Source organism: Mammaliicoccus sp. O-M54 (assembly GCF_022386035.1).
Taxonomy (GTDB): Bacteria; Bacillota; Bacilli; order Staphylococcales; family Staphylococcaceae; genus Mammaliicoccus; species Mammaliicoccus sciuri_A.
Genome location: NZ_JAJNJE010000001.1, coordinates 146,261 through 173,030, shown reverse-complemented (window position 1 = coordinate 173,030; position 26,770 = coordinate 146,261). Strand labels below are relative to the sequence as shown.

At 34.7% G+C, this 26,770-nt stretch carries 28 protein-coding genes; all 28 read right to left on the bottom strand.

The genetic code is table 11. From position 1 onward, the window contains the following. Positions 1–26: 26 nt before the first annotated feature. On the bottom strand, positions 27–1,406 hold the full coding sequence (locus tag LQ673_RS00975; protein ID WP_239744986.1) for an SH3 domain-containing protein: 1,380 nt from the start codon (positions 1,404–1,406) through the stop codon (positions 27–29). A gap of 52 nt (positions 1,407–1,458) precedes the next feature. Then, a complete protein-coding gene (locus LQ673_RS00970) occupies positions 1,459–1,707 on the bottom strand; it encodes a phage holin (protein ID WP_239744985.1) in 249 nt (82 codons plus the stop codon). Between the two features lie 12 nt (positions 1,708–1,719). Then, complete coding sequence (locus LQ673_RS00965) at positions 1,720–2,115, bottom strand: hypothetical protein (protein ID WP_239744984.1); 396 nt, start codon at positions 2,113–2,115, stop codon at positions 1,720–1,722. Beyond that, positions 2,099–2,515: a hypothetical protein gene (locus LQ673_RS00960; protein WP_239744983.1), complete on the bottom strand. Its 417-nt coding sequence runs from the start codon at positions 2,513–2,515 to the stop codon at positions 2,099–2,101. Before LQ673_RS00960 ends, LQ673_RS00965 begins: the two co-directional genes overlap by 17 nt. A gap of 67 nt (positions 2,516–2,582) precedes the next feature. After that, positions 2,583–2,723, bottom strand: a complete 141-nt coding sequence (locus LQ673_RS00955) for an XkdX family protein (RefSeq protein WP_239733974.1) — start codon at positions 2,721–2,723, stop codon at positions 2,583–2,585. Continuing rightward, positions 2,723–3,088, bottom strand: a complete 366-nt coding sequence (locus tag LQ673_RS00950; protein ID WP_239744982.1) for a hypothetical protein — start codon at positions 3,086–3,088, stop codon at positions 2,723–2,725. Before LQ673_RS00950 ends, LQ673_RS00955 begins: the two co-directional genes overlap by 1 nt. Positions 3,089–3,100: 12 nt before the next feature. Then, entirely contained in the window at positions 3,101–4,594 is a 1,494-nt protein-coding gene (locus LQ673_RS00945) for a phage baseplate upper protein (RefSeq protein WP_239744981.1), read from the bottom strand. Between the two features lie 11 nt (positions 4,595–4,605). Beyond that, on the bottom strand, positions 4,606–7,212 hold the full coding sequence (locus LQ673_RS00940) for a peptidase G2 autoproteolytic cleavage domain-containing protein (protein WP_239744979.1): 2,607 nt from the start codon (positions 7,210–7,212) through the stop codon (positions 4,606–4,608). Next, on the bottom strand, positions 7,212–7,475 hold the full coding sequence (locus LQ673_RS00935; protein WP_239704695.1) for a hypothetical protein: 264 nt from the start codon (positions 7,473–7,475) through the stop codon (positions 7,212–7,214). The genes LQ673_RS00940 and LQ673_RS00935 overlap by 1 nt, the downstream gene beginning before the upstream one ends. After that, positions 7,468–9,027 carry a prophage endopeptidase tail family protein gene (locus tag LQ673_RS00930; protein ID WP_239704697.1) on the bottom strand — a complete coding sequence of 520 codons (1,560 nt, stop codon included), beginning with the start codon at positions 9,025–9,027 and terminating at the stop codon, positions 7,468–7,470. Before LQ673_RS00930 ends, LQ673_RS00935 begins: the two co-directional genes overlap by 8 nt. Positions 9,028–9,035: 8 nt before the next feature. After that, a complete protein-coding gene (locus tag LQ673_RS00925) occupies positions 9,036–9,875 on the bottom strand; it encodes a phage tail domain-containing protein (RefSeq protein ID WP_239744978.1) in 840 nt (279 codons plus the stop codon). After that, positions 9,875–15,730, bottom strand: coding sequence for a phage tail tape measure protein (locus tag LQ673_RS00920; RefSeq protein WP_239744975.1), 5,856 nt, complete (start codon positions 15,728–15,730; stop codon positions 9,875–9,877). The genes LQ673_RS00925 and LQ673_RS00920 overlap by 1 nt, the downstream gene beginning before the upstream one ends. 238 nt (positions 15,731–15,968) lie before the next feature. Further along, positions 15,969–16,409 carry a hypothetical protein gene (locus LQ673_RS00915; protein ID WP_196968101.1) on the bottom strand — a complete coding sequence of 147 codons (441 nt, stop codon included), beginning with the start codon at positions 16,407–16,409 and terminating at the stop codon, positions 15,969–15,971. Positions 16,410–16,478: 69 nt separating this feature from the next. Further along, entirely contained in the window at positions 16,479–16,712 is a 234-nt protein-coding gene (locus tag LQ673_RS00910; RefSeq protein ID WP_231401437.1) for a fibronectin type III domain-containing protein, read from the bottom strand. 73 nt (positions 16,713–16,785) lie between these two features. Next, positions 16,786–17,394, bottom strand: a complete 609-nt coding sequence (locus LQ673_RS00905; protein ID WP_239704702.1) for a major tail protein — start codon at positions 17,392–17,394, stop codon at positions 16,786–16,788. A 33-nt stretch (positions 17,395–17,427) separates the two neighbouring features. After that, positions 17,428–17,823, bottom strand: a complete 396-nt coding sequence (locus LQ673_RS00900) for a hypothetical protein (protein WP_239704704.1) — start codon at positions 17,821–17,823, stop codon at positions 17,428–17,430. Next, positions 17,820–18,224 (bottom strand): HK97-gp10 family putative phage morphogenesis protein, encoded by a 405-nt coding sequence (locus LQ673_RS00895; protein ID WP_239704706.1) that lies wholly within the window; start codon positions 18,222–18,224, stop codon positions 17,820–17,822. The genes LQ673_RS00900 and LQ673_RS00895 overlap by 4 nt, the downstream gene beginning before the upstream one ends. Then, positions 18,221–18,586, bottom strand: a complete 366-nt coding sequence (locus LQ673_RS00890) for a hypothetical protein (RefSeq protein WP_239704708.1) — start codon at positions 18,584–18,586, stop codon at positions 18,221–18,223. The genes LQ673_RS00895 and LQ673_RS00890 overlap by 4 nt, the downstream gene beginning before the upstream one ends. Then, on the bottom strand, positions 18,561–18,863 hold the full coding sequence (locus LQ673_RS00885) for a phage gp6-like head-tail connector protein (protein WP_239704710.1): 303 nt from the start codon (positions 18,861–18,863) through the stop codon (positions 18,561–18,563). The genes LQ673_RS00890 and LQ673_RS00885 overlap by 26 nt, the downstream gene beginning before the upstream one ends. Positions 18,864–18,936: 73 nt before the next feature. Next, on the bottom strand, positions 18,937–20,061 hold the full coding sequence (locus LQ673_RS00880; RefSeq protein WP_239704711.1) for a phage major capsid protein: 1,125 nt from the start codon (positions 20,059–20,061) through the stop codon (positions 18,937–18,939). A gap of 28 nt (positions 20,062–20,089) precedes the next feature. After that, positions 20,090–20,827: a head maturation protease, ClpP-related gene (locus tag LQ673_RS00875; protein WP_239704713.1), complete on the bottom strand. Its 738-nt coding sequence runs from the start codon at positions 20,825–20,827 to the stop codon at positions 20,090–20,092. Then, the gene (locus tag LQ673_RS00870; protein ID WP_239704715.1) at positions 20,817–21,962 is read right to left on the bottom strand and encodes a phage portal protein; all 1,146 of its coding nucleotides are present in this window, start codon (positions 21,960–21,962) and stop codon (positions 20,817–20,819) included. The genes LQ673_RS00875 and LQ673_RS00870 overlap by 11 nt, the downstream gene beginning before the upstream one ends. Positions 21,963–21,978: 16 nt before the next feature. After that, positions 21,979–23,640: a terminase TerL endonuclease subunit gene (locus tag LQ673_RS00865; protein WP_239704717.1), complete on the bottom strand. Its 1,662-nt coding sequence runs from the start codon at positions 23,638–23,640 to the stop codon at positions 21,979–21,981. Beyond that, positions 23,637–23,939, bottom strand: a complete 303-nt coding sequence (locus tag LQ673_RS00860; protein ID WP_239704719.1) for a P27 family phage terminase small subunit — start codon at positions 23,937–23,939, stop codon at positions 23,637–23,639. The genes LQ673_RS00865 and LQ673_RS00860 overlap by 4 nt, the downstream gene beginning before the upstream one ends. Before the next feature lie 156 nt (positions 23,940–24,095). Further along, the gene (locus tag LQ673_RS00855) at positions 24,096–24,374 is read right to left on the bottom strand and encodes an HNH endonuclease (RefSeq protein WP_239704721.1); all 279 of its coding nucleotides are present in this window, start codon (positions 24,372–24,374) and stop codon (positions 24,096–24,098) included. Between the two features lie 309 nt (positions 24,375–24,683). Then, positions 24,684–25,097, bottom strand: coding sequence for a transcriptional regulator (locus LQ673_RS00850; protein WP_239744973.1), 414 nt, complete (start codon positions 25,095–25,097; stop codon positions 24,684–24,686). Next, entirely contained in the window at positions 25,097–26,482 is a 1,386-nt protein-coding gene (locus tag LQ673_RS00845; RefSeq protein ID WP_239744970.1) for an SNF2-related protein, read from the bottom strand. Before LQ673_RS00845 ends, LQ673_RS00850 begins: the two co-directional genes overlap by 1 nt. Further along, positions 26,473–26,760 carry a VRR-NUC domain-containing protein gene (locus tag LQ673_RS00840; protein ID WP_239744968.1) on the bottom strand — a complete coding sequence of 96 codons (288 nt, stop codon included), beginning with the start codon at positions 26,758–26,760 and terminating at the stop codon, positions 26,473–26,475. Before LQ673_RS00840 ends, LQ673_RS00845 begins: the two co-directional genes overlap by 10 nt. Positions 26,761–26,770 lie beyond the last annotated feature (10 nt).

Sequence of the window (26,770 nt, the reverse complement as noted above, 5' to 3'; positions counted from 1 at the left end):
CTATGATTTTAGTATATCATAACTTTTTATTTAAATGTACCCCAAGCACTACCAACTCGTTGTCCTTTACCATTTGACTTACCAATTGGCATATAAACAGTTGCACCACTGTATACTTCCCAACTTATCCAGATATAACCTTCATAGTCTTGTATTTCATTGTAGTTAACAGATTGATTATATTCTAATCCACCAGCAATAGGATTATGAATACTTGGTCCTTTATATCTTGTAACTATTCCATCTTTAGCTTTACAAGTGAACGTACCTTTTTCTTTTTTCCACAAGATACCGTATTTATTTTTCTTCCAACCATTTCCTACATTTTTAGAAACAACTGTATTTGTTTTAGCTTGATTTGGTTTAACAGTTGATGGTTTTGTAGCTTTCACAACTGCATCAGTTGATGGACTACCTGCAGGTAATGATGGATCGTTGTAATACTTTGTAATTTCTTTAATGAAATAATCTTTTAACTGATTAACAATATTAGATGGTGCAGCACCTTTTGTAACTGGATTCCAACCTGTATGAATTGTCATACTTCTATGTGGACAAGCAGTTGGTACAAATTCACAATGTAACCTCACGGTAGAACGATTAACAGGTAAACCATAATAAAGTAAATCTGCAGCTGCTTTTTTAAATGTTGCTTGCTCGTTTGCTAAGAAATTCTTATCGCTAGCGCTCAATGATTCGTTCACTTCATAGCCAATATAACTATTATTACCGTCTTGATTAGCAGTATGCCATGCAACACTGAACGTATCAATCGCACGCCAAACTGTATTTCTGTCAATGTAATAATGAGCAATACCAGCTTCATATCGAGCAACAGAAGTACTTTGTAGATTATTATAATCTTGTTTAGCAGTAGCGCTACCTGCTGTGTTATGAATAACAACACCTTTTAACCTTCCTGAGCGATTAGCCATTTTGTAGTTGATAGTTCTATTAATCGTTTCAATTTTAGTTGATTTCTTGACTGCACCTTTTTCTGCATCTTCATAAGGTGGTCTGATAACACCTAAAAAATCTGTATATTCATGATCTTCTACAAATGCTGCAGGACTACCAGTATTTAAATTAGCATTAAACCAATTTTGGTCTATACTGTTAAAATATTTAGCGTTAGCCTCAGTAACAATACCTGTGTGTCCATGTTTCCCGTCGAATACAAAGATATCACCTGGTTGTGGTATTTGATTTTTACCTTTTATAACTTGGAAACCTTTTGGCCATTTGAAGTTGATAAAATCTTTTGCGTTACCAGTTGGATGAACTTTCCAATGCTTTTTGGTAAACTCTATTACAAATGTTGCACATTGCGCTCCATATTCTTGACCATCTGTAAGCCTATTTCCTATATTACTAACTGCCCATTTAACACCATCTCGTTTTTTCATTAATTATAACACTCCTTTTATTGTATTAAAAAAAGCCGACTAATTAGCCGACTTATTTTGGTTCGTTATATTGTTGAGCTTGCGTTGAGTCATTTATCCCTCTAGTTGTAGGGTCTTGTACCACGCCTAGTAACACTAACACACCTAACACACTGTTCACGATATTAGTGATTTGGTCTGTATACACTGTGATGTCGTAATCAAATGCACCCGATACTTGTTGAGCAAACAAAAGGATAGCCGATATAATGGCTATCCAAAATGATTTTTGTTTGATACGAACTTTCCAGTTAATTTTCATTAGTTATCCTCCTTAGAAAAATACTTGTGCAAACGCTAAAGCCCCAACAATAACAGTTCCTAATGTACCGATTATTGCGACCCACAACTGTATGTTGCCTTGTTTGCGTTCCGATACTGAATTTTCAATACTATCTACACGCTTAGTAGTAGTTTCAACATTAAACTCTACATTTTTAATACGATCATTATATCCATCCATCTTTTCATCAATTGATTCTAAAATATGGTTTGTTTTCTTGCTCGTTTCAGTTAACGCTTGTGTACTAATTGATAGGGTGTTTATAGTAAGTTTTAAATCATTGTGCAATTCCATATGTTTGCTATCAACATCTTTAATACGACCCGTCAGCTTGCTTATATCAGCTATATGGTCAGTTTTTAATACATATCTATTTTCGTCTGGCATAAATCTCTGCACCCCCGAAAAACGCAATCACACCACAAATAGCACTTAATGTCGCAAATTGCATAGGTGCTATCCAATTAATAGCATTGAACAAACCTGCGCTTGTCATCATTAAATACATGAACGAACATGTCAGACCTCCTAGAAATAATACCCAATGAAAAAGGCTATTACGTTTAGGCATCAACCAACTTGAATAAATCAAAAATAAACTTGATATAGCCATCAATATCCCCCATATCCAAATAGGCATAAATTGATGTAAAGCTTTATAAAATTCTGAATCGCTTAATACCGTTTCTTGTTGAATAGCAAAGAACAAACCACGCCATAAGCTAAATACACCCAAGCCGAACAGTAGCGTGCTTGAAATTATTTCTGGTAAGGACATCTTGTTCATACAACACCCACTCTCTGTAATTTATTTATATAAAAAAAGACACTGAAATTAATCAGTGCCTTGTGGTTTATTCTGGTAAATTTTCCCCAGTTATTTCTTTGTACTGTTCTTTAGTAATACAACCATAATCGTAATATATTTTAATATCTGCGTTTGTATAACAGTTGATATCATAAAAATATTTAATACTTTCAAATGATGGAAACATTAGGCGTTACCTCCGTATTTGTTTTCTAGTTCTGCAACTTTCATCACTGTTTCTGCTAAAGTTTTTTCGCTAATTTTCAATTTATCTTCAAGTTCTTTTGTCTTTTTGTTACCTATCATGACTTGCATTTGTAACTGAGCGACTAATAACTCTATTGCCTTCGGTGTTAATGGTGGTCTTTCTTGCATAGCTTCCCATTCTTCTTTACTTGTACCTATCCATTCATTACCGTCATAGTAGAACGGTTGATATATGCCCTCTGGTGGTGGTACTTCCGTATATTCATCATTTGGATAAACATATTCTCCTTCTTCATTTAACTTAACTATAAAAGGCGTACCATCATATAAATAAACTATTTTCATTTAGTTTCCTCCTTAATCATGCCATGTTAGTTCTGCATAAGCGTACCTTTCTTCATTCCAACTATCATCACTATTAGATAAATTAAACCTAACTTCTCCGTTCGGTCTAATCACTATATAAGCACTCTCATTAGAACCAGGAACGCTTACAGGATACACTTGTGTATTTTTTGCAAAGTTTACTGGTAATTGTGCTATAACTTGACCAGGCGTTAAGTTAGAACCATTAATTCTTAGTTTTTTCGTTATTATACTACCGTTCGTAATTGTTTTATAAGCACAATCAAAACCGTTACCTGTAAAACCTTTATAAGCAGTGTTACTTAACGCACCATTGATTAAATTAAAAGGTATCCAACCAGTATCAGTTTGTGTTTTCGTCAATTCTTTCCAGCCTAAATCAGAGCCTTTATGAATGTTTTTAATGAATACTTGTCCAGAGTAACTTACAACTGCAAATATCTGTTTTGTATTATCAATTCCTTGCAATATCTCAACGTTATACATCGCTGACCCACTGTTATTAAATGGGTTATTCTTCATATAAGAAATTTGATATTGACCAGGTGGTAAAGTTACAGGGTCAACGGCTGTATAGAACGTTGGTTTACCATCGTCTTGTGTTAACTTATACTTTTGCCACGTTAAACTACTTAATTTATCATTTAACCCTTCTGGTTTAACAAATTCGTTATCAGTAATAGCTTGATTAAATTCATTTAGTTTTTCGTCTACGTGTACAACTGCATCGTTAGAAACGTTTTCTACATTACTTACACTTTCTTCTACCTTATCGTTCATCGTTGAAATAGCATTATCTTTAGCAATTTTCACATCACCAATAGCACTTGTAGCAGTATCGTTAATGTTTGTTTGTGCTTGTGCAATAATACTATCTATATATGCTTTACCTTCTGTCACGGTTTGGTTAATTTGATTGATACCTTGTTCTTTTACAGTTTTCATTTCTGCCACATAATCATCACCATTAGCAATTGCTTGTTCGATGTCGTTTACACGTTGTAATATTCTAGCTTTTAACTGATCGAACATTCTTATATATTCAATCTTAGTGAATGAAGATATTTTGTTAATCAACGCATCTGCTACTTCAAAAGTAAATTCTCTAAATACTGCAACTTCATTATTTTTAGGGTCATTATCTACGTTATTCACGCCAATATATACTTGACCCGTAACTTTAGTTGATGTACTAGCTTGTAAGAACTCTTTATCAAGTGTGATGCCAACAATACCGTTCAACCCGTCTAGTACTTCTAAATCAATAACATCAGATGCACTGCCATTTGCCGATTCGAAATAAGCGGACGCATCAATATTATTCTCACTGATTAATAGTGGTCCTTTAGTGTTATACAACTGAAATTCAATCTTTGCAGTATTTTCATCTAAATTATAAAAACCAACCCCTAAATCAGAGATTGGTTTCAAATATGGTTCTGCTTTTAATCTAAATAAGGCTTTTTTATCTATACCGTTCACCATGTCATCACTCCTTATTTTATTAATACGACTGCTACGCCATATCCTTTTTCACTGTTAAATGGTGTTGTAATTTCTAACACTCTATAATTACCATTTACATTATCACGTACGCCTACACCATTTTCAGCTTTGATATAGTCATTAGGTTTTAATTCACCTTTAAACCTTGTGAACACTTGACCAACTAAACCAACTACATTCCACTCTGGTCGTTCTGAACGTGGAATATAATCATCTTCGTATTCAACGTAATCTGGATTAAGGATAGGAATTTCAACTTCTTCTGAATACCAATTACCTTCATCATCTTGCCATTCTTTCGTTTGCCATTCAGTAAGCGTTACGCCGAACTCATCTTTTAAGAACTTATCTTTATGGTGGAACATTTGGTCACCTAAGATAACACCTGCTGTACCAGAGATAACACCTATTGGTTTATCATTAGTTTGTGCTTTTCTGATATAACGACCATCCAGTGTAACTATTGTTCCATTAGGTATAGCTTGACCACTTTGTGATTCAAAATACTCAGCATAGTCACCGAAGTTTTGTCCAGATGATACTGTACCTTTTGTTTTGATATTTCCACTTAATGAACTCATATCAATTGTTGTATTTGCATAATCAGCACCGTTTACGCCATAGCCTAATAAGAAATGATAGTTACCAGGTGATTTAACGCCACGGCTATTAACGATTGTCTGACAATAAGCACCAGGTAATGTTTCTGATTCGAGTGAGTTAATAACTGCACTACGTGAACCATAAGCCTGTGAGTTTGCACCAACTCCAGCTATCCATGAACGGTCACTATGAGCATACGAGCCACCTGTACTCGCAATTGCCGCTGAACGTTGAGCAATCGCACCACCACCAGTTGTGCCACCACTAAAACCACCTTTTGTAACTGTTGGCATGATTTTATACAATTTACCTGCTAAATCAGCTTGGTTAGCATACTTTTCTGCCATAACTCCGATAATTTCAGTGTTATTGTTATAACTAAATATAGCAGTACCAGTACCTTGACCTTGCATATTTCCACCGATAATTTTTGTGTCATATACTTTAGAACCGTTGGCTATACCAATGTTGGAAGATGAATCTATGATATTGAAATTGCTAATCGTTATTTTCTTAGGTCTATTAGCGCCACCGTATATTTGAACATCAGCACTTGCATTTTTAAACCCTCTTATATTCAAACCATTAAACGTTACATTTTCTGCTCTATACTGAATAGCAATAACAGGTTGACCTGCTGTAAATGTACCATCACCAATTGCGGTGAAATTATTAATTTGTACATTTCTAAATGCTGATATAACCATTGCACGAGGTGTTGAACCTGGATAAACCTCATTCATATAAGGTGTCACTGCTGTACAGTTGTTTAACATAACATCATACGCAGTTTTAGATTGTGTATCACTCGCTTTATGGTGTCCAATATGTCTAATGTTGTATGATCTATTGTCATTAATAGAAATATGATTATTAACAAATACATGAGATGCTGAACTTGTTGGCTCATGACCTTTAATTTCGAGTCCTCCAAAGTTTTCTTCAGTGATATTGTTATTTAAATAAACATATTGGGAAGCATCATCAACTTCAATACCGTTAGAGTTTCCTTTTCCGAATGGGTGATGTGCATAGTTATTCGTGATGTAGATTTTTCTACTGTGATGTGTTGTAATACCGTCATCACCAAACCCTGTTGATTCGCAATTGTCTATCCAAATATATTCTGATTCTAAATGTCTAGGTACTCTAACACCATCACCTGCATATGAATATTCATCACTTGCATAAGTGACATCAATTCCATGTAATAGAGAATTGACTGATTTGATATTTTTAACAAACCCTTTTTTAACTCCTGCAAGACGAATATTAGATGAACGTGAACCACCCGCAGCTTTTAAAGTACCACCTTGTCTAGTTCTATTACCGTCTACTGAAAAACCTTCAACACCGATATTTTCAGCTACACCGTTCATATCTAAGTTTGTAATAACAATACTTTCTGCTGGTGCGTCGTCGGACAATTTGATTGTCGTCGCTATATAACCTTCACCACTTAAAATTGTGTTACTAGGTAATTTCAAACCACTTACAATATAAGTACCTTCAGTCATGTGTACATGTCTACCACCATTAGCAAATGCTTTTTTAAATGCCTCTGTACTATCTTCTTGTCCGGTTGGATCGGCACCATAATCATTTACATTGATGATACGTTCAATCTTTTTGTTTAGCGTGTTGTAATTACTTTCCATCGTCTTATTAATCTTATTGAAATCATAATACAGACGTTCTGATAACACGTTGAATGGTGTGCTATCAATCGCAACATGGCTATCCGTTAACTCTTGTATACCATCACCATTATGTCCTAAGACCAATCGTTCAATACGACTACGTTGATAGTCTAAATGATCTGATACATTAGTTTGTTTATAGTCGACGTTAGATGCGTCATGTGCGTGTTTATCACTTTTATGATTGTTGAATATGTCCCTATATTGATTAAATTTATAATCAATATATCTAAAGTTTTCAATAACCATTTTTCTAAACTTTTGACCTATTTCAATAGGTAAATTAAATTTCATTATTCGCCCTCCTCTGGTGGAATGATTGATGCTTTCAGTATTTCTATATCTTGTTTCATTTGTTCAGTATCTGTTTCGAGCGTTAACACTCTACTTTGTAGGGTAGAAATCGTTGTGTTTAGACTTCTGATGATTTGTTGTAAATTCTCGACATCATCGCCATTATCAAATTCTTCTAAGCCTAATATGGCGTTAACATGTGTCATAGGAAAATATCTATCCCCGTCAGTATCTTGAAGATATCTGATATTAATTTCAGCCATCTAATAACACCACCCCTACAGAATCTGAATATAAATTAGGCATAACAAAAGTCGAGCCACCTAGTGTACCCGACTTGATTTGTTTATCTACATTTTTAATACGCTTATTAATTGTTTGTTGTATCTTGATGATATCAGTCTTTTTGTTACTGAAATCTACTTCAACCGGTAAGTTCAGTAATGGATGCGATTCTGTTATCTTGATAACTTTCAACATTGTGTCAAAACCTAAACCAGTGTGTTTAAAGTAAACAAGATCACGTTCAGTAATTTGTTCGGTATCTAAATAGTTAGTGGATAACTCAACAACTGGCTCGTCATTTAATTCTTGAATAAGTTTCTTGCGTAATTCTGCTTTATCAAGAATATTATCATCATAGATTGTTGCAGCTTGCTTAGGGTTGTTCTTATCGTAGTATGGTGAGTAATAAGTGTCACTCACATGGTATAAATCCTCACCCTTCAACACTGCTGTTAAGTTTAATGTTGTTGACTTTTCAGTACCAACATACATACGTGGCTTTTTCTTTTTGTAATCTACATTCTGAATAGGACCAACAAAAACTACTTTGAACGAATGAGTACCTTTAGATAAGTTTTTTGCGACAACAATTTGCTCTGTCGTTGCAGTCTTACTATAAGTGTTATAAACACCGATTTCTTCGTTATCTAAGTACGCTTTAACCATTCCACCTAATGAACCTTTTTTTATAGTCCACATAAGTGTTTCGTTACCCCATTTACACGTAAATTGCTTATTATATGAGTTGTTTATCGTTTCTGTATACCAAGTACCCTCTTTAAAGAAAGTACCATTGTACGTTAAGTTAGGTGGTTTAAATGGCGAATAGTTTTTCGTTTCAGTCTTAGTTTTCTTTTTACCATAACCTTTTATAACTGTTTTTTGTTCTTGTGTATTAACCGATACGGACGCCTCGTCTACGTTATAACCACCAATCAACTCGACATCAGATTTCCTTTCATAACTTTCGTCATCATATATATAGATTGTTTTATTGTCAGCATAGAAGATATAACCAAATAGTTCAGCACCTTCTACTAGAAACTCTATACCGTTTTTATCACCAACTTCATCAATAGCTATACGTTGGTCAAACTTACCGACAATCTTATATGAATAACCTAGCTTATTGCTTTTGAAACCGAAGTCTAAATATTGCTCTAAAGTCCATGTTGGTGTTGGTAGTTCTTCATCACTGTCGTTATTCATTTCTTCGTTCTCTAAATCTTTATCTATGAAATGATTTTGGAATTCAAACATGATGTGATGTGCCACAACATCATTAGTTAATGTAACGTTATTACTTTTTGGATCAGTTGTTTTAATCACATACTGTTGACCACGAAATATTAAAATAGATTCGTTTTGTATTAAATCATATATATCTGGTGCAAAACTTGTTTTAAAAGCAGTGAACGATATAGAACGACTCGCATTTCGTTCACGTTCGATTTTGAGTGACAATAAATCATAATCAATCAACAATTCAGAAACTGTGTTAGCACTATTGGTAATTATTAAGTTATCCATTTAACCACCTACCTATAAATAAACGGGAATATAAATTCAGCAGTTGGCTCTGTTATATCCGTTCCGATTATTTCTATATCATTATATCCAGGTGCTAACGATAACCATTCATGATTTGTGTCTATGCCTACACGTTTACCATTAATAGTTGGATAAACACCATTAATAATGAGTTGTTGATTTGATTTAATAGCTTTCTTATATTGAAATACGTCACCAGTCGTTCGATTATGCAGATTAAAGCCATTAGGCGCATTGACATTAAGTTTTATGATTAACTTATGCCGATGTGGAAAAGGTCTGATTGTGTCAGACGACCCATTAAATATCTTAAAGCTCGTTGTATTATGCTTATACTTGATATCATCATTCACAAGTAAACCATTGCCGAACTGCCATTTGTCAGACGTTTTGTCATATTCATCTGTTTCATATAGTGATTCGGAGTAACCTTTATATACCTTTAAGCTAACTTCAAATTCAATAAAAGGTATTTGTTCAAGATTCTGATTGATTGAGATATATTCAACAGGATACTTTACACTTGGCATTTGAGAAGATACAACAACATACCTTTCACGTAACGCAAAGATTTCTCTTAACTTCATTTCTGCTAAATATGCGTCCGATTCATCCCAACCGTCGAAACCACATTTAACTGTAATATTAAAAGGGGCAAAGGTTAATTGCCCCGGCATTTCTCCGTCTTTTCCTGACATCGTTAAATTGTTACTTACTACCTCTGGAGAGTCCATTCTCAACTCTGAGAACATAAACCCCGGTAATAAGTCTTGTGCGTCAACAGTACCTTTTTCTGTAATTATTTTTATCCATCTGTCTTCTAGCACTATCTAGCACCTCCAATCGTATAATTAGCATTATTCAATCTATTACCTTGCAAAGTGGATACTATAGGCTCTAACTTTTTCATATCAGTACCTTGCGGTATTTGTCTAATCAACTGAATAATCGTATCCGTCTGTCTGTTAGACTTGTCGTTCAATGCTACAATCTGTTTCAGTAATTTCTCCATCATGCTTGTATCGTTATTAACTGTTACTCTTGGATTAAATGTATCCATACCTAAGTAATCCATGATTTGTTCTGTTAACTGAATGGCTCTAGTACGCTTCGTTAATGGAACGATTGCTTCCGCTTTATTATTCTCACTAATTTCAGCTATCTTATGAGTAGAAGAAATACCACCATTTGCATAAGCTGCAGCTGCTGCTCTAGGGAAACCTCCCCAACCATACGTTCTTACAATATATCGTAGGTCAGATATAGCTTGGTGTAAGGGGTTAGAAAAATTAGTATAGCCTGGTTTTGCATTGGCTCTGAATGTCGGTTCTATCATTTGGAACATACCTTTAGAAGGTGTACCTCTTTGAGCGTTACTATCCCAATTATTCACAGCATTCGGGTCAAAATTAGATTCTCGTTTAGCTAGATTCATCATATGCTCAGTGATGGCAGAAGATTTATAACGACCACCTAAAATACTTTGAGCTTGCTTAATAATTTTTCTAGCATAAGCTGCACCACTTCCACCTGTAACACCATTTTTCAATGATCGTAGCCATTTCTCTGGGTTAATAGCAGTATCATTCCCTGCATGACTTCCACGCATAAGTTGGAAATGTAAGTGACCTGAACCTGCTGTATAATTACCTGAGTTACCAGATAAAGCAATCTTTTGACCAGCTTTTACCATTTGTCCGTTTTTAGCAAGTTGTTTTGATAAATGCATGTACCAGTTCCATTCGTTAGCACCTGTTTTAATTTCAACAGAGTGTCCTCCACCGAAATCATCGAATACCCGTGCCTTACCACCTTTTACTGCATAAACTGGAGTACCTGGTGTCATACCAAAGTCCATACCATAGTGTTTACCACCATTAAATGCTAAACCACCAGTATAACTACCAAATCTTTGCCATACGTTATCCCATGGTAACCAAGACGCATCTCCGCCTCCACCGCCAAAGTCTTCGAACATTTCTTTGACTTTATTTACTAAACCAGATGTTAATTTTTTATACGCTGAGCGAACTAATGTCCCTGTAAAAGCTGGAATGTTATCGAAATTAACGCCCATTTTTTTCATAACTGCATTTACAAGTTCTTTCGGCTTTTCTGCCCATTCCATTACTTCGCCAATACCTTTACCCAGATTAGAAACACCAGACTTTACATTTTCCTCAACCGTTTCCATAGCGTTTTCAGCTTTTTTAGTTATACCGTGTTTAGCTTCACTAACTTTAACGCCAAACTTTCCTGAAGCGCTACCTAAAGCGCTACCTAATGCACCAAATATCTTTTCATCCAATCGTTTTTTAGGTGTACCCGTGCTAAACCTAGGTAATAAACCTAATTGATCTAGTTGTTGTGTTACACCGCCACTATGAACTTTATCGCCTTGATTAAGTAAAACAGGTACGTCTTTACCTTTTGGCATGTACATCGAACCATCTTTACGTTCAATGATTTCTTGAGTGAAACCACCCGTGCCATTACCTGGACCTTTATCGTTCACGATTGCCATTGTGGCTTGTTTAAGTCCGCCTTCTGAATCAGTTGCAACACTAGAACTCGTAGTACCCGTTGATAGTTTTCTACCAATTGTACCTGCGCTTTGGATAGGGTCTATCGATTTAATAAGACTTTCACCTGTAATAGCAGTTGAGATTTTATTAATCCCGTTAATCATTCTATTCAGTCCAGTAATCGCATTATTAGCAACCTTAATTCCTAAATCTGCCGCTGCTCTGCCCATATCTGAACCGATATTACGAATGTATGATAATGTTCTATCTAACCATGATTTAAAGCCATTGTACGTAGATTTAGCTTTATCCCAGCCATGTTTTGCTACTTTAGTAAAGTTTCTTTTAGCACTATTCCACATATCTCCAAATTTTGATGATGCAGCTCCAGCAGTTTTACCGAACCACTTACCTGCACTTGTGCTCACACTTTTTGTAGCAGATTTTGCCTTTTCTTTAGTTTTGTCAAATTTCTCCTTGGCAGAACTCCAAACGCTACCAAACTTACTAAAAGCTGTACCAGCAGTTTTACCTAACCATTTTGTAGCACTACCACTAACACTAATGAACTTACCTGATGCAGTTCCCGCAGTTCTGCCTAACCAATCTACTGCGCCTTTTGATATTGTCTTAAATTTACCTACAGCTGTTCCGGTAGCTTTCCCAAGCCACTTTGTAGCTCCTTTAGATGTTTGTAAAAAACTACTAACTGCTGTACCCGCCATTTTACCCGCATGTTTTCCAACTTTGTTTTTGGTTTTCTCCCAAGACGATAGTACATGACCGTTTTGAGAGTCGATATTATCTTTGACACCTTTATTTTGCTTCTGTGCTTCGCTCACAACTTTTTCATGTTGTAATTCAGCCTTGTTTTTTGATTCTTCATATTTATCGTTAGCATCTTTTATTATTTTATCTGCTTCTTCTTTAGATATGTTCTTAGACACATCTCGTTGTTCGATAGCCCATTTAATAACATCATCACGTTTTTTCTTGGCATCACCAATAGACTTGTCACGTGCTTTAGCACTATCTTTAATAACGTTAGATGCTGCTTGGATAGATAAAGCCGATTGGTTAGTTTTCATTCTCTCTAAAATAACTTTTTGTTCTTTTTCGCTCTCTGATAAAGAACCAGTGACTTGTTTATCTAATTTAGTTTGAAGTTTTGCAATCTTCTCATTTTCTTGTTCAGTTAATACTCGTTTTTCTTCTTTAGCTTTTTGAACAATATCTTGAATTTGTTGGTTAATTCTGACGGTATCATCTATTTCTCTTTGATTTTCTTTTTTAGTCTTACTAATTATTTCTTGTTCTCGTTTATCAGATAGTGCATCCGATTCATTAAAAAGCTTTGTCAAAGTAGACATTTCGTTTTTATGTCTTTCTTCTAACTTACTCTGAACTTCTTTATTGATACTTTCATATAAATCTGTAATATCTTTATATTGCGCATTACCAATAACATCATGACTTATTCTAATTTCTTCTAACTTAACTCTTGCCTTCTCAGACAAATCTGTATATTTACTTAAAGCTTTTTTGGTTCCTTTTGAGACGCCGCTGCTATATAAATCAACTGTATCGGATGATTTGCTAACTGCGTCATCTAATTTACCAAAATAAACTTTTGCTAATTGCATATAAGGGCTTAACTCTAATAATTTTGTCCCAAAGTCTTTAGTTGCACTACCGGCTTTTTTAAACCAATCTCCTGTCGACTTAATCCAAGACCAATCAAAGCCGTCTCCTATTTGCTTAAACAATGTACCTAAGTTCTGTACACCATCTCTAAACCAATCTATGTTCTTATATGCATATGTGAGAACGCCTGCAACTGCTGTTATAGCAAGTCCAAATACACCTAAACCTTTTGCACCTGTTTTTAAAACAGTAGTTAGCTTGCCTGTATTTTTACCTGTAAGACCTATCATGTTAGTGAGTCGCGTTAAGCCTTTTGCATTTTTAGAGTTAGTCGTCATCATAGCAGTTCCTGCAGCTGAATGTGCAGTTGCGTTAACTCCAGCTTCAATACTGTTTTTGGCCATAACTCTGTTAAGTCCCGCATATCCTTTCATTGCTGAACCAATACCACGGATTAATAAACCTGTAGCAAGTAAAACAGGTCCAGTAGCAGCAGCAATTAATCCGAGACCTATACTAACTGATTTCATAGGTTTAGGTAACTTTTGAAAACTTTCAGTCCATCTACCTAATGTTTTAGTGATTCCAACAACTGTCGGCGCTATATGATTTCCAATATCAATTCCTAAAGCAACTAATTGATTTTTGAAAACTTGTATTTGAGACGCCATAGTTTTATATCGCTGATTAGCCTCTTTCTCTAACGCTTTATTTTCTTTCCAAGCTTTACCTGATGTTTTAACTGATTGCCCTAACAACTTATGATTATTAGCCATACGTAGTATTGTGTCCGATTCTCGTATACCTTTAATCCCCAAATCTGCTAGTATCTCAGAAAGGTTTTTCCCTTCCTTTTTAGATTCGGATAAACCACCAATAAATGTATCTAAAGCTTTTATAGGATCGTTTTCCCACTGTTCTTTAAATTCCTTAGCAGATACACCACTTGCATCTGAAAAGGCTTTGATTTCTTTACCACCTTTGCCAACTGCTTTGTCTATCTTTTTAAGGACAGTTGTCATCGCTGTACCACCGGCCTCTGCCTCTATACCTAATGAAGACATAGTAGCAGCTAAAGCAGTGATATCTGATTCAGACATGTTCACAAGTTTACCTTGTGCAGCTATACGCATAGACATACTCATGATTTCTGATTCAGTCGTAGCAGTCGTATTACCTAAAGCAACGATACTAGAGCCTAATCTGTCGAATGATTTTTGTGGCATATCTACAATGTTTGCGAATCTTGCGAATTCAGTTGCAGCTTGTTCTCTTGTTAAGTTGGTTGATTCTCCTAAGTCAATAACTGTTTTTGTAAAATCTAAAATAGCAGATTTTTTAATACCTAATTGACCTGCGCTTTCAGCAACTGCAGCAATATCAGTTGTAGCAACTGGTAGTTTTTTAGACATATTCACAATATCATTAGACATCTTTTTGTATTCAGATGCAGATAAATCAACTGTTTTATTAACACCTGCCATAGCGCTATCAAAGTCAATAACAGCTTTAGTAGAAGCACCTAGAGCTCCAACCACAGGAGTTGTAACATACATTGACATATTACGTCCTATAGACTGCATGCCCATACCAAATCTGCCAAATGAATCACTCATTTTATCAAATTTCTCTGCAGTTTTGGTAAAACTACTATTTGCTAAAGCCTGCTCACGGTTAAACAACTTCATTTCTTTTGATGTTTTTTCAATCGCTCTTTCAAGATTATTTAGTGATGTTTTTTCACTATTAATTTTTTTAACTGCTTCTGCTTGATTTTTTGTGTAATCTTGGATTTCTTTATTTAACTTTTTGTGTTGGTTTTGTGCGTTTTTTAATTCTGAACTAGATTGTTTATAAGATTGTTTAACTTTATCGTTTTGACCTTTTAATTCTTTATGTCTATCTGATAATTGTTTAACAGTAGCACGTTCTTTTTTATATTGTTCGACTAAATTTTGATGTGCTTGTCTTTGTTGCTTTGTTGCGTTACTAGCTTTTTTAATTTGTTCCGTCGAAGCTTTACCAGAATCTCGAAGTTGTTTTTCTGCTTGTCTTAATTGATCTAATTTTTGTTTGGCTTTAGTTTTTTCATCATTAACGACTTTTTGTTGCAGTCTGGCTTTTTTAAGATTATCATTTGACCTTTTAATTTCGTCATTGGACTTCTTTAGGGCTTGGTCGTTCTTTTTATGCTCGTCAGTTAACTTAGAGAGTTGAGACTCCACTTTTTTAACTTCTGTACCTGCTTTTTGATAACTTTTATTCAAATCATCTAAGTCTTGCTTAGCTTGTCCATACATTTTCTTTTGAACAGTTAACTTATTGTTCAATCCTTGCAATCTTGTTTCGTATTGCTTCATAGACTTTTCAGATTTATCAAAAGCAGATAAGTTGGATTTCATCTCACTATTAACGACACCAAGTTGTCTTTTAAGACCTTTCATACCCTCTTGCACACCAATGGCATCAAGTGTCATCTCAAGGGTTAAACCTTGTAATTTTTCATTAGGCATTTAACTCCTCCTTTCTATCCACCACCAAACAACGCTCTTAACCCTTCGCCTGTTATAGGTTCTTGTTTTGTCACAGTAGCTTGTTTTTCTTCCGGACTATTCTCAGGTTCATTTGTTGAATTCAACATTTTAAGTAAGAGTAGGTATGGTTGGTTATTAGTTGTTTTAAAATCCCATCCATACCTGTCTGCACAAATATGTCTGATTTTATCGAAGTTCGATAAAACATCTTTTATTGTTATTGTTTCTCGCTCTTTCCCACTTCTTCTGATTCATCTTCGTCACTTTCTTCATCTTCTCCAGAGATTTCACGAAATATATCCTCAGAAATTTTGTTGTAAAGTTTAGTACTCATATTTTCTAAAATATCTTTTTCTGTTAAGCCTTGATCAGCAAATAAACTCACAAAATATTCACGTTCCATTTGTCTTAACTTTTTGCCATCAATAATTTCGTTAAAATTTTGTTGTAATAGCTGTACATAAAATTCTGGGTTTTCAAATTCAGTGCCGTATTCTTTTTCAACTACAGCAACAGCTTTCTTTCTTGCTTTTTCACTTTCTTGCTTTTGTTTTTCTTGAAACTCATAGAATCTTTCCGCTTCAATTAAACTAATGTCCTCTTTTAAATACGACTCTTTCTTGCCTGTTTCACGGTTTTTAATTTCAAATTTAATCATTTATAATTCCTCCGATGTTTTGTTTTTTTATTTGCGCAAATAAAAAAGAAGGCAGTTATTCACTGCCCTCTATTGTTTAGTTTTCTTTCTCTTCGATTCTTTAGTTTTAAATGTTGGTACTGTTTGTTTTTCAGACTCTCCATGTTCATTAACTAACACAATGTGGAAAGTGCCTTCAACATATTCAGTGCCAGGTTCTAAGTTATTAATAGTGATTTTAGTTTTACCAACTTCACTTTTAACCATTTCACCTACAACTTCATCACCTTTGTAAACTTTAAAAGTTTCGGACATATCATTCATCCTTTCTTTCCCCTATTCTGCCTCAATGACTGCCGAAGTTGTTCGACCTGTCACTTCGACATTTTGGGGATTATTAGGGCGAACCTTCTTCGCTTTCTACATATCCTGGGAATACTAATTTCATGAATTCGTCAGCGCCTGTTTCTCCTTCGTGATATCCATAAACACGACTTTTTCCATCAATTGTTCTATTCATCCAGTCACCAGCTAATTTAGTTGGCTCTGGCGCTTCTTCATTTTGCTCTTTAGTTTTTGTTTCAATAGATTCTAATCCTAAAGTACCTTTCACCAATGCACAATAAATCGGGTCCCCAGTAATAGCGTTTGAAGATTCTCCAACAATTGCAACATAAGGCGCTCTAGTATCTTCTCCTACCCATGAAGTTCCGTTTTCATCTTTATCTCGACCTAGTACTTTATCTAGGTGGTCTGTTGGAATATTAAATAAATCCATATCAGATTTAACTTCGCCTGTACCTTGTTTTTTCATCCATACACGCTTGTTAGAAGCCCACATATCAACTAATTCTGGTGTTAGACCAGTAATGTTAAGGTTAACCGTTCCACCTTTTTCGTCTTCCCATACGTATTTTGTTTCGATTTTTTCTCCAGTAGAATCAAAAACACCTACATGTAATCTTTTGAATCCTGCTAATGCTGAACCGTTTTTAGTTTCTGGCATATTAAATTTCCTCCTTAAATTAAAAAGAGCACGTTATTCAACGGGCTCTCCTTTGTAATATTTGTTTTTTGGTATTCCTAAATATTTTCTTGCTAGAACATATTTTTTTGTTTCTTCGAAATGTTCATTAAATTCTTTGTCTTCTTGCTTAAAACCATTAGCCCATAAAATTTTTCTAATTCTATTTGCCACTTTTAGTGATGTGTCATATTTAGAACTCTGAACATCAATCTGTACAAAAAAAGTCTCAGATAAGTATTTATCCGAAACAAAGGTACTAGGCTCTCCATCAACTGGAGTAATTATAATAAAAGTTTTTGAGGTATCAGTATTTTCACCAACTTTATAGAAATAAATTCTATTATCTATTTCTTGTTGAATGAGATCATTATTGAGTAGCAATTCTCTTAAATACATTAATATATTCATATTAGATTCTTCCTTATCTCATCTTTTACGATGTTTCTATAAATCTTTTCTGAATTCTTAAGTGTTTTTGCAATTACTGCATGACCTTTAGGAGTTTGTTTAATTCCATTTCGAGTATATCCCCACTCATTTAAATGAATAAGCCTATAACGGTCCATAGGTCCTTCCCAATAAACTTTTATACCTCTGACACCTTGAATCATCATAGGATTAGATAGTTTAATTTCATCAATAGATGCGCCTGTATCTTTAAAAGTTTCGAAAGCTGAGCTTAGTTCTTTTTCAAAATAAGCACCTGCTTTTTTCAATGCTTGGTCATTAACTCTTTTTGTATTTTCGACGCCAAACTTTTTCTCAAGTTGATTAACAAGTTGTTGTACACCTTTTATCTCGACGGTCATGGTCTATTACCTAAAACGATTGTGACTTGTCCTTTTTCCGGTTTATTTAGTCTGAACTCTAAAATGTCATACCGTTTATGTTCTAACCTAAAGTCGTCTACTTCAACAACATGATTGGTACGTGGCGTATAGTCTTCTAAAGGGTCTGGTATAACAATCGTCATACCTGTTTTAGATGAACTTACATTTAGTATTTCCCAATCTTTAGCAGATAGATTATACATTTCAGCTAGGCAATAATAGAGTTTTCTTTCTTCAATCTCATCCGGATATGGACTTGTATCTTTATACTCATAAAAATTAACAGGTGTATTATAGTCTCCAGAAACTGTTTTTTTAATTTTGAAGTTTATCGGATTCATCTATACCACCTGCCATTATCTTATTGAGTAATCCGAAATCGCTAATCATCGTTGAGAAGTTATCATCGAAAAATTCCAGTTGATCATTGTTCATGTACCTTGTTCTTTCAAACACCAATTCTTTCCCTAATATACTTTCGTCAATTTCAAATGCGCCACAAATATTTTGTATTGCTAAATATGACGAATTCAAGTTGCGTTTGAACTTATCATCTTGTGATTTATGAAAGATATTCATGTCTTCTTTAAATTCTTGTACATGTTTATCAGTTATCATTTAATCAACCCCCTATTCTGCAGAGATAATTGCCGACTTAGCGTTAGCGATTACCTCAACCTTTTGGGGTCCATTAGGGAGTATCTTCGCCTTTATCAATTGCTAAATCGTAGACTGCTGCAACTTTATTATCTTTTGCTTTACCATATGCAAATTGTTTCGCAGTATATAAATCCATATCCTCAATTGCTAACGTTTGGTCGAATTTTTGAATGTTAATTCCGCCACCTAAATAACCATCATAGCGACCTTTAACATAAGTTAAGACTTTATCTGCAGGTTGCGCGATAGATTCGATGATATTTAAGTTATAAGGTAAGGCTGTTACATACACTCCATTTGCATTTAAATGCGTATATTGTGCTTGGATTTCAAATGCGTCAGACGGATTGACAACCATTGACACATTTCCTTTAACCTGAACTGATTTACCTTTTTCATCTGTTGAGTGGAATTTAAATACTTTTGTTAATTCAAGAACAGTTGTACGTGGGTCCTTAAACGTTAAAGTACCTTCTGATTCTTTTTCTGGATATTCCCCACCAGTTACTGATACGCCTTCTTGTACTTGACGGTTTAATCCGATAGGTTGGTCTTTACCAGTACCATTTAAGAACGCCGCTTCTAATGCAACTGCAAAAGCTTCTTCAATTTGTAAACGAACAAATCTTTCAATCCATGCAGGTCCGAAGTCTTTTAAATCTTTAGGTAATACAACAAACGCTGTAAGTTTGTTAGAAATTGAAGTTTCTTCGCTGAACGCTGCATCTAATTGACCTTTAATTTCACCAAAGATTTTACCCCATACTGCAACGCCTGATGTTTCTGATTTTAAGAACTTAAGACGTAATCCAGCATTTTTAATTCCTAAATCAGCAAGTAAAGGATGTTGAGTTGTTAAATCTTCAAAGATACGGTCAATCGTTTCTTCTGGTAATAATTTTTCTTCTTTATAACCGACCTCAGTATTGATTTCATTGAAGAATTTTCGTTGTTGAGCAGTTAATTTACTGTCTTGTGTTGGTAATGAAGCAACCGCTTCTGCTTCTTGTTTTGCTTGTTTTCTAGCTTCTTCAAATAGTTCATTGATCATACCGCCATATAATTCGGCTTGTACTTCTTCTGTTTCACCATTTTGAATGGCATTTAAAAATTCTTGACGAGCTGTCTTGAAGTCGTCTGATAATTTAATAGTCATATTCTATGACCCTCCTTAATTTTTTGTATTAAAAAAAGAACCTAGTAGACTGTTTTTTGGATTGGGTGTTACTAATCCTGCCCTCAACATCTTTAGGTCCTTTTTCTTCTAATTTTTCTAAAACTTTGTTTGCAATTGCGTCTACATCGATTTTGATTTCTGGTGTCTTGCTCATCAAAGCTGAAACTTTATTCATTGCTTCAGTTGAAAGCATTTGTCCAGAATTAGCAACTAACTTAGGTACGTTTTCGCCGAACATCTTTGTATCAGCAAATCCTAAATCAACTGCATCTTGAGCGTTTAACCATGTTTCTGCGTTCATTAAATCTAAAATTTCTTGTTCGCTCTTACCTGTTTTTTCGATATAGGCATTTGCGATACCACGGTTAACACCGTTAAGCATTTTAGAAGCTGACGCCATTTCTCTGTCGTCTCCCATTGCAATGGTACTTGCGTTATGGATCATCATTTGAGCAGTTGGACTCATCTCGATTGTTTGGCCTGCCATTGCAATGACTGAAGCTGCGCTTGCTGCAACACCTACAACTTTGACATGTACATTCCCTGGATAAGCTTTAAGCGTTGTATAAATCTCACTACCGGCAAAAACGTCTCCGCCACCACTATTGATGATAACTTCTACATCTTCAGCATTTGAAGGTAGCGCATCAGTGATATCTTTAGGAGATGTCGCGTCCATATCTAACAAATCATAAATCCATTTGTCGTCATTAGAAATGATTGCCCCTTTGACATTAATCTTCATCTGTATCACCACCTTCCAATGTTCCTGTGTAGTTCTTAGTTACTAAATAATTGTCTAGTTCTGCATCGTCTGAAGGTTCTTCACCGAACATCACTCTTACATGGTTTCTTGTGAAGGTTCCACTCGATACAAGTTTATCTACCGATTCAGCGTGTTCTAATGGGTCTTTTTTGTCTATGCCGACAACTTTAATGTAACGACCATTAATCACGTCAGATTCAGTAAACAGTTTCGCGTTGAGTTCGTCTTCTATTTTCTTTATTAAAGGTTTGATACAGAATTTAATATAAGACTCTAAGGCATTATCCATGTCTGCTAATTCACCGTTTATGAGCGCAGGTGGAATACCTATTGCTTTAGCAACATCATCTTGTAAGGATTTCTTCAACTTAGCCAAGTCCTCAAAATTCGCAGAACCTGTTTTTGTGCTACCTGATACTTCTTGGTACTCAAATCCTTTTGTTAAAGGTGCAACTGCTACTGCATTAGTACTAAATGAACTTGTTATCTTATTAACATAGTCTTGCATTTTTTGAATTTCTTCAGAATCCATTTTCTTTGATGAATCAACGTTCACAATTCCTCTGATTTGGTTATTACGCATTTGAGCGCTTATCATGCGACCAAATATTTCTCCGTAGTCTCCAAACAGACCATCTACAAAAGTACTTAATTTATTATTGTTATACGTTAAATAGATGACTTCGCCCATTTCAAAAGACCTTTCAAACTCAAAATCTTTGACCATGACATGTGAAAACCTATCGGGATAGAGTGCGAATTCTTTTCTGTCGTAACTGTCTGCCACTAATAAATCCTTAGTGTCGCTTTGTACGATTAACACTTCATTCTCATAGATAAGTTTATAAATCACTTTTTGCCAAAAGTCAGATGAAGATAGATCCGTGTTTGGTCTGATATTCAACTTATGCCACGTTTTATCTTTAATGGATTTATTGTTGTTCATTATTCGGAATTCAGATTGTGAAATCGTTCTTGCAAGAAATTCAATGTTTGTTTGTAATGCCATATTCTTCAAATACACTTTTGTTGTCGTATCTTGAAAAAACTCTAAATCATACATCCAACTCGCTTCTTCATGACGACCGAATATCTTTTCGAAAAAACTTGCCATTTTCTTCCCTCCTTTACTAGAAATTTATTGCATTTAGAAAGTCTAATGAATTGCTAATATCTTCTTCCAATAACTCATCTGCACGATAAAGTGAATGCAGCATCGCATGGAATCCATCAGTTTTTCTATATATTTCATCTTTTTTAATATATTGTTTAGATCCGTCAGGCATCATTTTTACAGCTACATTATTCGTAAACCATCTCATTAAAGGATTATCTCCAAATACTATTTGTCTTTTAGCAAACATAGTATCTATTCGTGGAGCTAATAATCCGTGTAACGCCTTAGGATTTCTTAGTACTTCTAATTCGATACCCACTTTTTCAAACGCGTGCCTTACTATATCTATTCGATAATTATCTGCTATAACTTTTTTTAAGTTGTATTGCTTAGACATCTCTACAAACCAATCAGTAATAAAATCAATTTCTATAACTTCAGTGTCGACTATAGTTAGCAGACCATCTTTCTCCCATTCATGTATTGGAGGTTCTAGTTTTGTAGTATCTAAAAATCCTTTTCTTATGAATGAATGAGTTTTCCAAATATAATCATCACCATCTCTGAACAAAAGTCCTACACTTGCAAAGTCTTTAACGAATGCATAATCCAGACCACCTATGCACATTCTATCTTCTAAATTAGGCATTGGTCTGTTAGTAGCTTTAACTTCTTCCCAAGGCGCTACTACACTTTCTGGGTCTTGTTCAGGTAAATTCATACGCTTTGTTACAAACTCAGATCTGTTGGAACGATTATAAGGAAGGTCGTCGTATTCTTCTCGTACAGTACTTTTTAAAATTTTTGCATAATCAGACAAAGGTTTATGAAACATCGGGTTTGCTTTCTCCCACATTGTTTCATCGTCCATCTCCTTCAAGTCGTCTAATTTACAATAAAAAGGAAATAGCCTACTGTTTTTAAATTCTCCAGCTAAGACGCTTTTTATCTTATCCTTCATTGAATCCATGTAGCCTTCTCTTAAATGACCATCTGTACTGATATAAAATGTACGTCTATTAGGTTTCTTACCAAGTCCTCCACGTTTGACGTTAACCATTTCTGGACCATCGAAGTAATGTATTTCATCAAAAATAACACACCCTTCACGCCCACCATCTTTGGTCTTTGTGTTTGATGTGTTGTATTTAATAACTGATCCTGTATCCCTGTTTTTAATCTCAGTTTTACTTACAATATAGGGTCCATTAGGAGTTTTTCCTGTTTTATTTCTTTTACTTTTTGTTATTGTTTTGTAGATTTCATCAAATGATGTTTTAGCTTGTTCCTCACTGTTAGCCACGATTGATATATGGTAATCTTCTACACCGTGTAAAGGCGTAGAAAGAAAATCACTTATAGCACTTATTAGTCCGTTTTTCCCTCCACCACGTCCCATAAATATAACTATTTCGGTAAAATAAGCTTGCTCTATTTCTTTATCTATCAGAAATATAAAAGCAATAATAAACCTTTGAAACGCCTCTGTTGGAAAGTACCATTTTTCTACAAATTTAATACAATCCTCTATTGTGTCTTCGTCAAAATACACATCTTCTCTAGTTAATACATATTTCTGAAGATAATTAATTAAATCTATTCTTTCTTGATTTAAAATTATTTCACCGTTTTCCCACATATCAATATATTCATTTACATACTTTTGACTGATCATACATAATCGTTGGAGGGCTTATCATCTTCTACTTCTTTTTTCTCAAATCCGAATGATTTTTCTATAGCTAAAAGCGAAGTGTTTACTTTGTTTTTTTCAGCGATTAACGGATTCGGTTTGATAAAAGATTGTGAGGCATTTTTTGTTTCGACCATCAAACCTTTCTTTTTGATATCAGCATCTAGCTTATAAAAAATATCTAAAAGATTTAAATACCTTTCAACTTTTTCAGTTTGTACTGGATTATCTTTTTCGATTTTGCTCAGCAAATAGGTCTCAATTTTCCTTTTGTTCTTCATTTATATACCCCCCCTAACGTATTTTTATTTTAGAAAAATCTGCGGATTCGAATACCCTCCACCGGTTCCCTGTCGAGTTTCCAAATGAAAACTTTTTGGGGTGGGGGTATAAATAGATTGCACGAAATTTAATATTTAAATATTTTATATTTTTGATTACCAATTTTCATCTTTCCATTTCGATTCACGATGTTTGAAATTAGATTTAAAATTTCTATCATGTATCTTGTTATGGCACTCAACACATAACGTTTCAAGATTGTCTTCGTCTAAGGCGAGTTCAGGATAATCTTTCAACTCTTTTATATGATGGACTACAAGTTTAATCTTCTTCCTGTCGTTCTTATTCTTCTCATATATATCGAGTGATACCTTGCCTTGTCTTTTACATTCTTGACATTCATAGTTATTCTTTTCTTTTATGTAGCTTCTCATGTTGCGCCACTTCATACCGTTATAGAACGCTCTACACTCTTGCTCTGTTAACACTTACATCTACCACCTTATGAGTTAGGCTCATCAGTCCAGATATGTTATACACATAACGGATCACTATCCTCTCAGCTTCAATAAGCAAAACAAAAGGACCGTACTCTATTGAGTACAGTCCGTGATTGACTATAGATATATGATTACTTGTATATAAAGGAGATGATTGAGTATGACTAATTGTTATCTATAATCTTTCTACACTATCATAATAACACCTTGACACACCTCAAAAGTCTCATAATAGTCTCATTCTTAATGCTCGATACCTAATTCATCTGCTAACTTAATAATGATTCCCTTCTTGATTCTAAAGAAGTGACTACGACTAATGTGTAACTTATCAATGATACCTGCTACTGTTAATAGTCTTGGCTTCTTGAAGTAGTACATTGACATCAGGTCACGTTCTAACTGATTACCTTCTTCGTATACCTTCTCTATTGCTATTGTCACACGTTGAAGATGTTCAATACGTTTGTCATTAACTAACCTTGTTGCTGTTAGTTCTGTTGTACTTACGTTGTTGTTACTTCTACCACCTCCAATGTTCTCATCTTGTGGTTGCCATGGTGTTCTTATCTCTTCTCTTAATTCTTTCATACGCATACGTGTATGATCATAGTTGCATAACTCTTCTTCTAAGTATTTAATCGTACTGTTTCTCATTAAACCATAACCCCTTCCATCTCTATCTCTTTCATGCGCGCATCTATTGCTTTAAGTAACGCGTCTTGTCCTTCTTCTTTACCTTGCAACACTTCATACACTCTTTGGTCTATTGATTGTTCAGTTAGTATATGATGAATGACTGTTGTGTGTTCTTGTCCTTGTCTATACAATCTAGCGTTAGCTTGTTGGTATAACTCTAACGACCAAGTTAATCCGTACCATGCTATGATGTGTCCTCCATCTTGTAGGTTAAGACCATGACCTGCACTCGCTGGATGTACTAACAACATTGGTATATCTCCATTGTTCCAATGATAGATTGCATGTTCATCATCTAAGGTTTTAGCTTCTTTAAACGCTTCAAGTAATCTTGTCTTATCATGCTTAAAATTATAAAAGACTAATATTGGTGAGCCTTGCGCTTCTTCCACAATATCTTTTAACATTTCAATCTTACGATCATGTATATGTTGTACACCTTTGTTATCGTTATAACTTGCACCGTTAGAAAGTTGTAATAGCTTTTGACTTAATGACGCACCATTCAATGCGACAATGTCTCCTTCAGTAAATTCTAATATCATCTCTTTCTCTAACTTCTCGTACAACTGTCTCTCTTTGTCTTCTAACTTCACTTCTTTAACTGAGTCGATTCGTTCTGGCATTTCCAAATAGTCCTGTGCTTTCATCGATACACATATATCATCAATTAAGTTATAAATGTTTTCTTCTGCTTCAGGTTTCGCTTTCCACTTAAACACATTATTACCTAATGACTGTGCTGGATAGAAGTAACGCTCACGATAATGTGAGTAGGCTTTGCCTAATCGTTCTCCTGAATCTATTAAATATATCTGACTCCATAAGTCTAATAGTGAATTAGGTGCTGGCGTTCCAGTTAGTCCGACGAACCTGTCAACAAGTGGCATCTTCTTTTTGAGTTCTTTGAATCGGACACTGCTTGAGTTCTTAAAGCTTGATAGCTCATCTATAACAACCATATCAAACGGCCATGTTCGTCTACCTGTATACTCATCACATAACCATTTAACATTTTCTCGATTAATCACATAGATGTCTGCTTCTTTCACTAATGCTTTTCTTCGTTGTTTCACATTGCCTAACACTTTAGAAATTCTTAAGTGATTAAGATGTTTCCACTTTGATGTTTCTCTTGTCCATGTGTCTTCTGCTACACGTTTAGGTGCGATTACTAACACGCGTTCAACTTCTAAATGGTCATATATAAGTTCGTTAATCGCTGTTAAAGTTGATACCGTCTTTCCTAATCCCATATCCAAGAAGAGACCATATTTTTTATTATCAATGATTTTTTGTATCGCATAATCTTGATAGGCATGTGGTACAAAATCTATTGCCATTCAATCACCTCTTCTATAAATTTATCGACTGCTTCTTTTGAATTTAAAATATAAACATGATGATCAATCTCTTTAAATTTTTTGTGTATATATTTTTGAGTTGAACTCGTTTTACCTTTTTGCGTTTTCAACTCTACTAAATAAGTTTTGCCACCAGGCATTAAAACAATTCTGTCTGGCACACCTTTTATTCCAGGTGCTACCCATTTCAAACAAAAACCGTTCAAACGTTCAATGTTCGTTTTTAGGTGTTTTTCGATACTTTTTTCACTTTCCATAATTTCACTC

Coding starts and splice junctions, on each gene's coding strand:
- LQ673_RS00930 (WP_239704697.1), bottom strand. CDS start 9,027: ATGGATAACTTAATAATTACCAATAGTGCTAACACAGTTTCTGAATTG.
- LQ673_RS00895 (WP_239704706.1), bottom strand. CDS start 18,224: ATGACCGTCGAGATAAAAGGTGTACAACAACTTGTTAATCAACTTGAG.
- LQ673_RS00855 (WP_239704721.1), bottom strand. CDS start 24,374: ATGAGAAGCTACATAAAAGAAAAGAATAACTATGAATGTCAAGAATGT.
- LQ673_RS00845 (WP_239744970.1), bottom strand. CDS start 26,482: ATGGCAATAGATTTTGTACCACATGCCTATCAAGATTATGCGATACAA.
- LQ673_RS00965 (WP_239744984.1), bottom strand. CDS start 2,115: ATGCCAGACGAAAATAGATATGTATTAAAAACTGACCATATAGCTGAT.
- LQ673_RS00975 (WP_239744986.1), bottom strand. CDS start 1,406: ATGAAAAAACGAGATGGTGTTAAATGGGCAGTTAGTAATATAGGAAAT.
- LQ673_RS00850 (WP_239744973.1), bottom strand. CDS start 25,097: ATGAGAAACAGTACGATTAAATACTTAGAAGAAGAGTTATGCAACTAT.
- LQ673_RS00940 (WP_239744979.1), bottom strand. CDS start 7,212: ATGAAATTTAATTTACCTATTGAAATAGGTCAAAAGTTTAGAAAAATG.
- LQ673_RS00910 (WP_231401437.1), bottom strand. CDS start 16,712: ATGAATGATATGTCCGAAACTTTTAAAGTTTACAAAGGTGATGAAGTT.
- LQ673_RS00885 (WP_239704710.1), bottom strand. CDS start 18,863: ATGATAACTGATAAACATGTACAAGAATTTAAAGAAGACATGAATATC.
- LQ673_RS00875 (WP_239704713.1), bottom strand. CDS start 20,827: ATGAAGATTAATGTCAAAGGGGCAATCATTTCTAATGACGACAAATGG.
- LQ673_RS00970 (WP_239744985.1), bottom strand. CDS start 1,707: ATGAAAATTAACTGGAAAGTTCGTATCAAACAAAAATCATTTTGGATA.
- LQ673_RS00955 (WP_239733974.1), bottom strand. CDS start 2,723: ATGTTTCCATCATTTGAAAGTATTAAATATTTTTATGATATCAACTGT.
- LQ673_RS00905 (WP_239704702.1), bottom strand. CDS start 17,394: ATGCCAGAAACTAAAAACGGTTCAGCATTAGCAGGATTCAAAAGATTA.
- LQ673_RS00900 (WP_239704704.1), bottom strand. CDS start 17,823: ATGAATATATTAATGTATTTAAGAGAATTGCTACTCAATAATGATCTC.
- LQ673_RS00935 (WP_239704695.1), bottom strand. CDS start 7,475: ATGGCTGAAATTAATATCAGATATCTTCAAGATACTGACGGGGATAGA.
- LQ673_RS00870 (WP_239704715.1), bottom strand. CDS start 21,962: ATGGCAAGTTTTTTCGAAAAGATATTCGGTCGTCATGAAGAAGCGAGT.
- LQ673_RS00880 (WP_239704711.1), bottom strand. CDS start 20,061: ATGACTATTAAATTATCAGACGACTTCAAGACAGCTCGTCAAGAATTT.
- LQ673_RS00890 (WP_239704708.1), bottom strand. CDS start 18,586: ATGAATCCGATAAACTTCAAAATTAAAAAAACAGTTTCTGGAGACTAT.
- LQ673_RS00865 (WP_239704717.1), bottom strand. CDS start 23,640: ATGATCAGTCAAAAGTATGTAAATGAATATATTGATATGTGGGAAAAC.
- LQ673_RS00860 (WP_239704719.1), bottom strand. CDS start 23,939: ATGAAGAACAAAAGGAAAATTGAGACCTATTTGCTGAGCAAAATCGAA.
- LQ673_RS00915 (WP_196968101.1), bottom strand. CDS start 16,409: ATGATTAAATTTGAAATTAAAAACCGTGAAACAGGCAAGAAAGAGTCG.
- LQ673_RS00960 (WP_239744983.1), bottom strand. CDS start 2,515: ATGAACAAGATGTCCTTACCAGAAATAATTTCAAGCACGCTACTGTTC.
- LQ673_RS00945 (WP_239744981.1), bottom strand. CDS start 4,594: ATGGTGAACGGTATAGATAAAAAAGCCTTATTTAGATTAAAAGCAGAA.
- LQ673_RS00920 (WP_239744975.1), bottom strand. CDS start 15,730: ATGCCTAATGAAAAATTACAAGGTTTAACCCTTGAGATGACACTTGAT.
- LQ673_RS00950 (WP_239744982.1), bottom strand. CDS start 3,088: ATGAAAATAGTTTATTTATATGATGGTACGCCTTTTATAGTTAAGTTA.
- LQ673_RS00840 (WP_239744968.1), bottom strand. CDS start 26,760: ATGGAAAGTGAAAAAAGTATCGAAAAACACCTAAAAACGAACATTGAA.